This window comes from Bacteroidota bacterium (genome assembly GCA_016722375.1).
In the GTDB taxonomy this organism is placed as follows: Bacteria; Bacteroidota; Bacteroidia; order Chitinophagales; family LD1; genus Bog-950.
Map to the genome: position 1 here is coordinate 288889 of JADKJG010000006.1, position 12754 is coordinate 301642.

A 12754-nucleotide genomic window follows, 5' to 3' on the forward strand; every position below is an offset into this window, starting at 1 on the left:
AAAAATTATTTCAGCAAAGTAACCGAGCCGAGTTTTTCGGTTTCGGAATCATCGAGGTAAGAGATTTTGGCGGTATAGGTATAGACTCCGGGCGATTGTACTTCGGATTTGTAGAAACCATCCCACCCATAAAATTGATTATCACTTTCGAACACTTTCTCTCCCCAACGGTTGAATACCTTCATGTCAACTGTTTTGATTCCCACCCCATAAATCAGAAAGACATCATTGTTGCCATCGCCATTGGGAGTGAATGAGTTGGGAATGTAGATTGGTTTGGGAGGCAAAACAGTTACATGCAGTGTTGCGTATCCATAGCAGGTCGCTCTCACTTTTTCAACGGATATGGTCACCGTATAATCTTCATTTTCATAAGGAGTCACAGAAGGATTCGCACAGTCTATACAACTCAACCCAAATGAAGGGGTCCAGTTAAATGAAGGGTTGTTGGCGTTTAGATAATTTACCTGTACCAACTCGCTACCACCAAGTTCAATGACTATGCTATCCGGGTTCATATCTGCAATAATGGGCAGCGGCTCATAAACCAGAACGGGCATGTTGGTTGGACAGTTGTTAGTATTCACCGCAGTAATAGTATGAAGACCGGCAGCGAGGTCATAAAACTCAGTGGCAAACTGAAACTCACCACTATCAATCGAAAACTGATAAGGGCCGTTTTGAGTGGAGACTACGTCTACATAAACTACTCCATCATTATAATCCGGGCCGTAGCAGGATGTAGAATCTGAATAAACGATAAACTGATCGAGCTGAGCATTGGGCACTGTTACCTGAACTCGCTTGATACAACCGTTATCATCTGCTACGGCTACCGTAAATACCCCCTCCGACAATTCTTCTATTTCCCCTGAAAAACCATCCTTCGGATAATGCCAGATAGAAAAATCCAGTGTGGCTGCAAAACTATATGGCGCTGAACCACCAGTTGCTGACACTAGAATAACTCCATCGCTATTACCCACACATTTGACGGCCGTAGCGGAAACGGTGATTTGAATATCACTGGGTTCTGTGATATTCTCATTAATTGAAGCAGTACATCCGTTTACATCCGTTACGGTGCAACGGTAGTTTCCTGCAGCAAGGCCATTGGCTACTTGGGTGTTTTTTGATACGTTCCAGACAAAGGTATAGGGTGGAACTCCGTTAGAAGGGTTTACATCAATGGAGCCATCGGATGATAAATAACAACTGACATCACCTACAATAGGATTGGCAACCATAGAAGCATCGGGAACAATGGTATAGGAAGCCGTAGCGGTACATAAGGTGGTATCGGTTATAGTTACAGTGTAAATACCCGCTCCAAGCCCAATGATGTTCGGCCCATTTTGATTATTACTCCACCGGTAGGTATATCCGGGGGTACCTCCAGCCCCACTTACCGTTAGGCTACCTTGCGGCACGGAACTGCATACTCCATTATTCTGATTAACCAGATTGACCAATAGCGCCGGTGGATTAGAGATGCTTACTGTATCTGCTAATAAGCAACCGGTAGCATCCGAGGCGGTAAAAATATAGGTGCCTGCTGATAAACCGGCTATCACCAGATTATTTTGCCCATTGGACCAACCGTAGTTAACTGGCTGGCTCCCTCCGATTATGCTTACCCATGCTACTCCATCATTAGCACTATTGCAGCTTATGTTTTTAGAAGAATCAATATTAACAGAGAAAATACCGCTAAGGTTTACTACCAATGAATCGGCAACAACAATGGGCGTGCCCACACCACAAGGCTCATAGGTGGTAATGGCCGTATAGGTAGTTTGAAGAGTCGTAGGACAAACCTGGATGCTGTCGCCAGTTCCTACCAAAGTAGTTCCTTCAAACCATCTGGTGGTATATGAAGGAACCCCGTTAGGATTAAACCTCCAAGCATCATTTTGGGCAGTCCAGCTAGAGCCAGAATGATAATTTCTGCCGGGGACAGTATATGCAGTTGCTCCATTATCTCCTACTATTCCTTCGATGGCAGCACCGTCATTCCAGTTGGGGCATACTTCTTTATTCTCTATATAAATCTCAATGGCATTGGTGGTTTCATAAAGAACAATTTGGCTGGTAGCATAAATAGGACTATTACAAAATTGGCCTGCTGCCTTACTATTAGGGTCACCAAAATATGGAATACGATACCAAGAGGCAATAAATATTCTGCACGGAGCGGTGCCTATGATTTGGTAATAGGTATTTCCCTGAAAGCTGGGGTCCGTGTCCTGCCAAGGGCCCATGATGCTATTTCCGAATGCTCCGTTTATATTATTTGGTGTTGGTATGGAATCGTTTATAACATAATTAGAATATTGACCTGCACTGCTCGTATCAAAAGATACAATGCAATTAGAGGCGAGAATGATTTTGGTATAGATATTTCCAAAAAAACAAAAATTGAAAGGTAATGGTATCGCTTGAGACCAAGTGTCATCAATATTTACAAGAATAGGAGTACCGGTATTGTACGGAAACGGAGTATATGGAATTTGAGAGACTTCGTAGGCGTTTGTTCCGCCCGTTTTGAAAGGTGTCGCCGCCAAATCTGCGCAAGCGATACCACAAGTCAACGAAACATCCGGGCCTGCATCTACAGAAGGACAGCCTGGTTGTGCCCGGACTGAAAACACCAGAAGTGATAGAAAAATAAATGTTGTTAACCGGTTGTAGATTGAATTCATTTAAACGCGCACACTCTTTTTATAAGAAATAAGATGAAAACAGCTATTCATTGGTTGCCTTAGAAATTACCATTTCCAACCGTACACAAAGAAAGCATCCTTTGTGGAGGATGCTCTCTGAATTATCCATGTGTTTTACCCATGCGTTCAAAAGAGAGGACAATATTTCTCGTATTGGAGTTTACCTGGTTTTTCTTTTTTGAAAATATAAATGGCCGAAGCCTCGAAACCGCCCTGGGCTCCAGTGGCTGTTCGGAAACCCGAATGGTTGAGGTCATAACTAAATCCAAGCCGAAGATTAAATAACTCTACACCCGCATTGACTATTGCCGCATCCATCCAACGGTACCACCCACCACCAAAAATTGCCACATCATCGCTTAACCAGTAATTCAGCCCTATACCTACGTTATACTGCTTCGCGTTTCCTTGCAAGAGGAAAAGAAAAGTAGGGGTCATACTAAATGAATTGTCTCGATTGAGGAAAATTTCCGTTCCTGCATGAACATTAAACCGATACTTCAACCGATTGCGGTCGTCCTCCAGAAAAGATTCTTTAGGACGAGAAAGATGATTCATGGAAAACCCAACATAATAACGGAATTTTTCCTTGGGAGCATGTGACCATAATCCACCGATATTAACATCAGGATAAATAATAGCGCGGTTATTAAAATTGGTCTCTCCATTAGGTAATGAACTATTAAACCCGAAATTATCTAACTGATTCTCAAAAATAAGATGATCAATTTTAACCTGCTTTGAAACAACACCCGCCTGAATACCAAGTGAAATTCTCGCTCTACCATAGCGATCAACTGCTTTATGGTAAGCTATAGATGCCATACCACTAAATGTAGTCAGCGCTCCATCGCCAGCCTGATCAGCATAAAACATTCCTCCAATCCCAAACCCATCATTGCCCAATCGTTCTCGCAGAATGGGGGCATCAAAAGATACTTGATAAGTTTGGTATGGAGCAATAGAATTTAGGCTGGGAACAGTAAACCATTGATTTCTATAATTCAATACCCCCCGGAAAACGCCATTGATATTTCCAGTTAATGCTGGATTTAGCGTTAATGGAGAAGCATAGTACTGTGAAAAATGTATGTCCTGAGATTGAACAAAATTCCAAAGGCAAGAAATAAATAGGACAGTGTATAGTTTTCTCATTCCGCTAAATATATTGAATAGGAAGGATAAATGTATGTAAAAGAAGCATTTCACCAAAAACAAGTTGCATAGACTCCGTTTTTATTCCGTTGTAAAACCTATTCTTTTCAGAACGTTGGTTTTATATTGATAAAATATTTCTGCCTCTGCGCCAAAGCCTTTATAAAATCGAGCAATAGAAGGAATGGAGGAGCCTTCAAAATCTAATATTTTATCAGATCCTGCGTGCTGGCGAATAATGCCGTCAAATAGAAAATGTGCGGCACCAGAATCTCTTCCTTCTGTATCGGTAGCCTGCGCGATGTTGATAATGCGGTCACGATAAAAAATAAATAACGATCCAGAAATTATTTCGTTCTCCCGATTTTTAACTGCGATGATTTTGCCTTTGTTGCTTTTTATCAGTGCATCAGTCAATAAACGAAAGACATTTCCATGTTTTAGCTTGAAATCAGACTGACGTTTCTGAATTTGTTGAAGATAAAACGGCACAAAGTTGTCCGCGTCAACTTCTATGAGGCTCAAATTTAACTTAACTGCTTTTTTGATATTTCTCTGATGGTTTACCGAGTAATTTTTACTCAGGGTTTTATAATCATTCCTTAATGAAATCAAAAAATTATTTTTTGACTTAAAAGGAAACTTATCCAATAAAATCCGTGTTGAAGAATTGAGGTTTAAGTCTATGTATGGAAATTTTTTTTTAGTGTAATTCAAGCAATCTTGTGCTGCTTGTTCGTGTAAAACATCCGAGTGGAAAAAGCCAAGTTGCTGACAAAAAAAAGGTTGATAGATACATTTGGCACCCCACTTTCGGAACCAAGGCAAAGGAAACACGACTTGATAATCTCCGAATACCAAAGCATCCCAGTTTTCAGCAACTGCATCTAGGTACCACGTCAGGGCGTAGGGTAGAGTGGTTTGTGCGTGATGGATGAGATGATTCCATTTTTGCTCATCAATCTCTTTTCTTTTCAGAAATTGAATTGTGTTCAAGATTCCTTCATTAACTCGGCTGCCTCCTCGGCAACCGTTTCAAATATTTTTCTCCAGCCTTTATAATCTTTATTCTCGGTAAAAGAACTGTTATGCCATAAGCCCACAAAAGGCCCTCCGGTTTCTTTCACATAATTCATTAGCTCCCGGATTTTCTCTAAAGATTCATTTGGATTATTTCTGCGATAATGCACGAAAGTTGCATCCATAAAAGCAAATGGATAAATTCTTAAAGGCGTTCTTACGTTGTGTTTTAGATTAAAAAAACTATAAGGAGAACCAGTGCCAGCTCGAAATCCCACACGACCCGCATAACCCATGGAATGATCTTCGGTGATCCCTACTTTAATTAACCGACTATAAGAGGAAGGAATTTGATATCGGAGATAATGAAATCGGTTAGCACTGACTTTGTTTCCCCCAATTTCCTGTAGTCTTTCAATTTCCTTTACCATCAATTCATTGGAGACATGTGATTTGAAAGATAAGTGGATCCCGGTTTCAGATTTTTCAGAAACCATTTTTACTATTTCACGAAACGCGGGAATTTTGTATGAAACGTTCTTGTCAAACTTAGACTTATCACCTAACAAAAAGAAAAAACGGGTTTTAAGATCATGCTTTTCGGCAATTTCATAGATATAGTCATAAGTGTCATAAGGGTCACGCTTCTGTCGCAATAAAACTAAAAACCGATCTTTAAAATCTCCAAACTCGGAAAGAATTATTGATCGTGCAAAACCTCCTAAATTGGTTCTTGTGTCTTTATGGAGATAGGAAAACGCCATATCTACATCAAAAGTCAAAATGTATTCAAATGGATTTGGTCGAAACTGTAAGGCCGGATACTGAGCTTTTAGAATTTTTTTAAGCGCTAACGCATAATAATCAATCATGGGTTTTTCAAGATGCCCACCCTTAGAACTCATACTTTGGCTACCTCGATAGCGATCGTATTTATCCTTTTTGCCGGGCAGATATTCCTCATACCGGGTAATCATAAAAAAGGCGGAGGCAAAAATGTCAAAAGGAATCAGTGATCTATCAGACACGGGATAAAATCCCATCAAATGTTCGTACTCAGAAAAATTTATCGGTTGAGGATGAATGTCTTTTTCAAATAAAAGCGGGGTAGATTCGAAGAAGGGCTCATATCCGACCGCCATGGTGGCATAGGAAAATTTTGGCTCTTTATAGTCAGAGAATTGTTCCTGGTCACTTGTCAGTTCGTAACTAAGACCTAATAACTCGGTCAAAATAAAGTCAAAGATGTACGTCAGGCGCTCTGAAGTCCGATTCGTATATATTAGTAGATGGGTCACCTATTTCTTTGCTTGATTTCGATAAAAGGATTCGTTTCGCATATATTTAGCTTTCAAAAGCGGGCTGATTTTATATCGCTCATCTTTAGTGTCTTCATATAAGGCAGCCAGCGTCTCAAATACATGAGTCAGCCCAATTTTATCACTCCACTCGAAAGGGCCAAACGGATAGTTGGTTCCTAACTTCATAGACAAATCAATATCCTCCATTGTAGCGGTACTTCCTTGAAGTGCGTAGCAAGCCTCATTAATTAGCATGAAAATCACTCGTGGTTTCACCATCCCTACCCGATCTTCAACAGGTAAGTAATCTATTGAAAGCGCTTTCATCAAGTTCACCAAATCAGGAATTTGAAATTTGCGATAGGCGCTGATTTCCCATTTTCCCTGATTTAGAAAAGTAGGCAATGCATTGATTCCAAATAGCTTACATTTTACCTTCAATTCTGAGGTATACACCAATTCATTCAGACTCATTTTTACCGCGGAGGTGAATATTGGTTTATCTCTTAATGAAGCATATAACGGAAAATTAGACGGATCATCATCAAAATTCAAATCGAAAATAGCGTCATAATCCTTAAAATCCTCCATCCTCATCTCCGTCTGTATAATCTATCTCTAGGTTTTCAGAACCGACTAAGCGCAACCGAAATTCAGCAGCACGATTCTCATCCCCTGTCATCAATATTTTCATAATTACCTTACATTCGTGGCGCAAAATAATTTTTTCTTCCTTCAATTCCGAAATCCTCTTTACTCATGAAAAAGAAAATCATTCAAACTAAAAACGCTCCAGCTGCTATCGGGCCTTATTCCCAAGCAATCAAAGTGGGAAATGCCCTTTTTATTTCCGGCCAAATACCCATTGATCCTGAAACCGATACTATGGTTATTGGAGGTATAGAACCGTCAACCCACAGAGTCATGAAGAATATTGGTGCCATTCTGGAAGCAGCCGGCTGTAATTATAATCATATTGTAAAGGCTACTATTTTTATCAAAAACATGGACGACTTTACCAAGATCAATAAAGTCTATTCTTCTTATTTTCTAAGTGATTACCCGGCACGTGAGACAGTAGAAGTAGCGCGCTTACCAAAAGACGCAGAGGTAGAAATATCGGTAATTGCAACGGTTCCCTAAAATAACTTTCCCTTATCGAACAAACTGTTGAGAATTAAAACGATGTCAATTTCCCCTTTAGTTCGATTGATTTTCATTCCTTTCTTTTGACTTCATCACATTATTTTAGTTTAGCGCGAAATTTACTTGTATGAATAATGTACTTGCCGGGAAACGCGGGATTATCTTCGGTGCGCTTGATGAAAATTCTATTGCGTGGAAAGTCGCACTGATGGCACACCAACAAGGCGCGAAATTTACACTTACCAATGCTCCGGTAGCGATGCGAATGGGCGAAATAATAAAGTTGGCTGAAAAATGTGATTCTATCGTTATTCCCGCAGACGCCACTTTGGTGGAGGATTTAGATAAGTTGGTTTCTCAATCGGTAGAACATTTGGGTGGAAAACTCGATTTCGTTTTGCACTCTATAGGAATGTCTCCCAACGTCCGCAAAGGAAGAGGCCTATACCGACTTGAATTATGAGTTGCTGGAAAAAACATTTGATATATCTGCCGTGTCTTTACATAAAGTGTTGCAAGTTTGCTACAAACAAGATGCCATCAATGAATGGGGGTCTGTGGTGGCACTTACTTATATTGCTGCCCAGCGTACTTTCCCGGGATACGGCGATATGGCCGATGCCAAAGCTGCATTAGAATCTATCGCCCGCTCTTTTGGTTACTATTATGGAAACCACCGAAAGGTGCGCGTCAATTCCATATCGCAGTCACCTACCAAGACGACTGCCGGTTCGGGGATTAAAGGTTTTGATTCATTCTTTGGCTTTGCAGATAAAATGAGTCCTCTGGGAAATGCATCTGCTGAATCTTGTGCTAATTTTTGTATCGCCTTATTTAGTGATTTGACTCGTTATGTCACCATGCAAAATCTCTTTCATGATGGAGGTTTTTCCAATATGGGGATCAGTGAAGCGGTAATGAACGAATTCGGGAAAGATCAATAGCTTTCAGAATTGAAAATTAGTTCTTCCGCAGAACTAACAACTTCTCGCAGTTAGCCCTTTTATTGCTGAGGATAAGATTAGCTTATAAAAACAAATTCAAATAGCCCAAATTGTCCTATAGGTAAACGTTGTTTGAGTACACCATCACGTCCCTCGAGTACACCATCATAGCAGACAAGTAGGCCATCATAGCACCGTACCGAAGCACATAAGACGGCCATCACGGCTCGCAGGGTGGCCATCAAGCCCAGCGCACCATCATAGCAGACAAGCGGGCCATCATAGCACACGAGTACACCATCATAGCACATAAGACGGCCATCATAGCTCACGAGCAGGCCATCACAAGCGACGAGTTCATGAGCCGGCATAAAACCTCGAAATTTTGGATCATCATCCTATTTTTAACCCGCAAATGAAATTACTTAACTTCATTCAATAAAATATTTTTGCCACTCAAATAATTCTGGGTAAGTGAATGGGTAAGGCTAAATTGTTTAAAATTCGGAGTATTGATTCCTTCCCTAATGTCTTTCAAAACGAGCATTACACCAAGCCATCTCTTAGAGATTCACTAGGTAACGATCGAGAATTGAAGGGCAAATGGCAAAAAGATGTCTTTAAAAATGATAACCCTATAATTCTTGAATTGGCATGTGGGAAAGGTGATTATGCGTTGGCAATGGCAAAGAAATATCCGAAAAAGAATTTCATCGGTATTGATTCAAAGGGCGCTCGAATTTTCACCGGAGCAAAAGCCGGCATGGATGAAAAGTTGACAAATCTGGTTTTTGTGCGAATGAAGATTGAAAATATTACACTTTTTTTTGCAGAAAATGAGGTGGATGAAATTTGGATTACTTTTCCAGATCCTTTTCCAAGAAAAAGGGACGCAAAGAGAAGACTGACCTCCGTCTCTTTCCTTGAGAGATACCAGTGCATAATAAAACCGGATGCATCAATTAACTTCAAAACAGATGATTTACCTTTGTTTCACTTCACTAAACAGGCACTCATGGAAAAAGGATGGCAATCTGAAGTTTATAAAGAAGATATTTATGCCAGTCCTTTAGATTTTGAAGAATTGAATATTCAAACTTATTATGAAAAATGCCATTTAAAAGAGGGGAGGAAGATTCAATATCTTAGAAGTCGTTATGAAAAAGGTTAACTCCCGATTGAAAGAGAAGAAACCCATCCATAATTTCTCATTTTTTGAAAATGTGTATGATGTGGTGCGGTTGATTCCAAAAGGTAGAGTTACTAGTTATGGAGCAATTGCTCGCTATTTAGGAACTGCTAAATCAGCAAGAATGGTAGGCTATGCCTTGAGCAGTTCCCATTCTGTGCTTCCTCCTGTTCCGGCTCATAGAGTTTTAAACAGGAATGGTTTACTAAGCGGCAAAAATCATTTTTCCCCCTCTGATAGGATGGAACAACTTCTTGAGGAGGAGAGAGTACATGTAGATAATAATGCAGTCGTAGATTTTGAAAAATTGTTTTGGGATCCTACGAAGGAATTAACTATTTGAAAAAAAATCTTTAAAAACCTTGCATATTAGAGATGGAGTTTGTATCTTTGTAACCTCTTGAATACTAAATAAAGGGTTTAATTAACTGTCAGGATAAATATAGTGTGTATGAATAAAAGGTTTTTACAAATCGTATCGGTTTTGGCATTATTGGTGATTTCAGTGCTAGCGTTTTCCCAAATAGGGCCGCCTCCTGCACCACCACCACCACCACCACCACCGCCAGCTACACCTATTGATGGAGGTGTTGTGTTGCTTCTAGCGGCAGGTTTAATTTATGGCGCAAACAAACTGTACAATAAGGGCTAAAATTTAGCTTTTGGTGTACGTTTTTTGTTTGGGCTGTTAACTGTTAGATTTTGTTGGTTTGTATTTCTAATATAGCTTTTTGCGGGCTGTATAGGTTTTCTGTTATTTTTAATAACAGATTCTCGTTCACGTTATCGTCTGCTTGATTATCTTGTTGTAGTGGGCCTCATATAAAGGCAACACGATTCCGATATCAAATTTTCTTGCTTGATTAGTGCATTTTTCTTAAACTCCTTCAATCGGGCTTCAGACTCGAGAATATAAATGGCGTTTTTAGCCATGTCAGTATAATCACCAACATCGCTCATAAACCCTGTTTTACCTTGTTCAATAATTTCCGGTAAACCTCCGGCATTAGAAGCAATCACCGGAACTTCAACAGCCATAGCTTCTAAAGCGGCCAATCCAAAACTTTCAGTTTCAGAAGGAAGAATAAATAGATCAGAAACGGCCAACAAATCCTCGACAGCTTCTTGTTTGCCAAGAAAACTTACTTGATCACAATTGCCAAATTCTCTACATAGCTTTTCTATATTCATTCGTTCAGGCCCATCTCCAACTAGAAAAAGTTTTGAAGGAATTTTCTTAGAAACCAAATCAAATAGGCGCAAAACATCCTCTACTCGTTTCACCTTTCGGAAATTAGAAACATGAATCAAGATTTTTTCCCCATTAGGGGCAATGGCCTTTTTAAAGTGATCTTTATTTGTCTTTTTAAATCTTGAAAAATCAATAAAATTGGGAATAACATCAATCTCTCTCTCAATCGAAAAGTTTTTATAGGTGTCCTCCATCAAACTTTTCGAAACACAAGTTATTCCATCTGAATGATTGATAGAATATTCCACCACCGATTTGTAGCTCGGATCTTTACCTACCAAGGTGATATCGGTTCCGTGAAGTGTCGTCACAAACGGTAGATGATAATTCTTCTCTTTTAAAATCGAGCGAGCCATCAAAGCGGCCGATGCATGAGGGATAGCATAATGCACATGAAGAATATCCAGATGTTCGAATAATGCCACATCCACAATCTTGCTTGCTAAGGCACTTTCATAAGGTGGATGTTGAAATAAAGGATAGCTCATTGCCGCGACTTCATGGTAGAATATATTCTCGTTAAACGAGCCTAACCGAGCCGGTTCCTGATACGTAATAAAGTGTATGTGATTGCCCTTTCGTGCCAAAGCTTTTCCTAACTCTGTAGCGACCACTCCACTACCTCCATAGGTAGGGTAACACACGATTCCAATTTTCATATTCGGATAATCAAGTTATTAGAAGACGTGAAGGTAAATAGATTGCGGACTGAATATTAATTGCTAAGGGCTTTATAAATTACCTCCTGTAAATCAGTACGGATATTCATTTTAACTAACTGGTTGTTTTCCGCGTTGGGATATACCCTATTACAAAGGAAAACATAGGTCAAATGATTCTCCGGGTCGCTCCAAACACAGGTACCGGTGAAGCCTGTATGACCAAAAGCCGATAAGGGAACTTTATCATAACAAGGAGAAGATTTTGAAATGTCCGGCTCTGGTTTATCAAAACCATAACCACGACGAGAAATTTTGGAGTGCCGGGAAGTAAAAAGTCTTACCGTAGAAGAATCCAAAAGTCTTTTCCCATTGTAAACTCCGTCATTCAACAGCATTTGAAATAAAGCTGCTAAATCAAAAGCATTACTGAATAATCCGGCGTGTCCGGCTACTCCTCCAATCATAGCCGCCCCGGGATCGTGCACGTATCCTCTGATTTGTCGTTTGCGAAAGATTGTATCGTTTTCTGTAGGAGGGATCCGGGTAGCAGAGATTCTATTCAAAGGAAGATATCCAATCCGAGTAAGTCCCATCGGACGGTAAAAGAATTCCTCAACATAGTCACTCAAGCCTATTCCAGTAATTCTTTCGACTATTTTTTGAAGTATATAAAAGTCATTATCGCTGTAAACATATTTAGGATGCTCTTCAATGTCTGAATGAGAAATGATATGCCAGATCGAATCCGGATAATCGGATCTTAGGAATAAACTATCTGCTACCGGAATACTGAAAACAGCATCAGGTGCTTTGCGATAATATCGGTCAAAATCACTACCAATCGTTTGTTTGTAAAATGGAATGAAAGCCTTCAAGCCGGCCTGATGTGTTAAAACATCTTTCAGTTTTAGGTTTCGTATGGTAGCGCTTTTCGGCAAATCAAGGTAATCCTCCACCGTCAGATTCAAATCTAGTTTTCCTTCATCATACAACTTCATGACGGCCAAAGTCGTAGCTGCTACTTTTGTGATGGAAGCAAGATCATACACATCGGTATTATTGACCCGATCCTTTGTCTCATAAATTTTGTTGCCATACGATTTATTCCAGATCACCTTCCCATCCTTTGCTACCAGCAACTGGCAACCGGGAAAAGCCTTATTTTGAATCCCTACCCGGACAATTTCATCCATCTGTTTCAAGTTCTCCTTTCTTATAGATACTTCTTCAGGAAAAGAGAGTTTCAATCGGTATATCGTATCAAAAATAAATCCAGTACCCTCTGTAAAATTATTTGATGCCGTGACAGGTAGTATTCCTGAGATTTTCTCTGCACCAAACAAGGCATTGGCCGCTGCCAAA

Annotated in this window: 9 protein-coding genes and 2 pseudogenes; 4 read left to right on the forward strand and 7 right to left on the reverse strand. The window is 39.9% G+C overall.

What is annotated here, in order from left to right; translation table 11 throughout:
* Positions 1-5: 5 nt before the first annotated feature.
* The 5 genes from IPP77_10490 to IPP77_10510 form a co-directional block, all read right to left on the reverse strand.
* Positions 6-2702, reverse strand: coding sequence for a gliding motility-associated C-terminal domain-containing protein (locus tag IPP77_10490; GenBank protein MBL0310080.1), 2697 nt, complete (start codon positions 2700-2702; stop codon positions 6-8).
* Between the two features lie 147 nt (positions 2703-2849).
* Positions 2850-3878, reverse strand: coding sequence for a PorP/SprF family type IX secretion system membrane protein (locus IPP77_10495; protein MBL0310081.1), 1029 nt, complete (start codon positions 3876-3878; stop codon positions 2850-2852).
* An 81-nt stretch (positions 3879-3959) separates the two neighbouring features.
* Positions 3960-4874 carry a hypothetical protein gene (locus IPP77_10500; GenBank protein MBL0310082.1) on the reverse strand — a complete coding sequence of 305 codons (915 nt, stop codon included), beginning with the start codon at positions 4872-4874 and terminating at the stop codon, positions 3960-3962.
* Positions 4871-6196 carry a polysaccharide deacetylase family protein gene (locus IPP77_10505; GenBank protein ID MBL0310083.1) on the reverse strand — a complete coding sequence of 442 codons (1326 nt, stop codon included), beginning with the start codon at positions 6194-6196 and terminating at the stop codon, positions 4871-4873. Before IPP77_10505 ends, IPP77_10500 begins: the two co-directional genes overlap by 4 nt.
* Positions 6197-6796, reverse strand: a complete 600-nt coding sequence (locus IPP77_10510) for a 3-hydroxyacyl-CoA dehydrogenase (GenBank protein ID MBL0310084.1) — start codon at positions 6794-6796, stop codon at positions 6197-6199. It abuts the gene before it with no gap.
* Positions 6797-6958: 162 nt separating this feature from the next.
* Between IPP77_10510 and IPP77_10515 the strand changes: the two genes are divergently transcribed.
* The 4 genes and pseudogenes from IPP77_10515 (at position 6959) to IPP77_10530 (ending at position 9821) form a co-directional block, all read left to right on the forward strand.
* The gene (locus tag IPP77_10515; GenBank protein MBL0310085.1) at positions 6959-7342 is read left to right on the forward strand and encodes a RidA family protein; all 384 of its coding nucleotides are present in this window, start codon (positions 6959-6961) and stop codon (positions 7340-7342) included.
* Positions 7343-7472: 130 nt separating this feature from the next.
* Positions 7473-8289, forward strand: a pseudogene (locus IPP77_10520) (SDR family oxidoreductase).
* A gap of 478 nt (positions 8290-8767) precedes the next feature.
* Positions 8768-9460, forward strand: coding sequence for a tRNA (guanosine(46)-N7)-methyltransferase TrmB (gene trmB, locus IPP77_10525; protein MBL0310086.1), 693 nt, complete (start codon positions 8768-8770; stop codon positions 9458-9460).
* Positions 9447-9821 (forward strand): MGMT family protein, encoded by a 375-nt coding sequence (locus IPP77_10530; GenBank protein MBL0310087.1) that lies wholly within the window; start codon positions 9447-9449, stop codon positions 9819-9821. The genes trmB and IPP77_10530 overlap by 14 nt, the downstream gene beginning before the upstream one ends.
* 435 nt (positions 9822-10256) lie before the next feature.
* Here IPP77_10530 and bshA read toward each other — a convergent pair.
* Positions 10257-11389, reverse strand: a pseudogene (gene bshA / locus IPP77_10535) (N-acetyl-alpha-D-glucosaminyl L-malate synthase BshA).
* 56 nt (positions 11390-11445) lie between these two features.
* A complete protein-coding gene (locus IPP77_10540) occupies positions 11446-12753 on the reverse strand; it encodes a serine hydrolase (protein MBL0310088.1) in 1308 nt (435 codons plus the stop codon).
* Position 12754 lies beyond the last annotated feature (1 nt).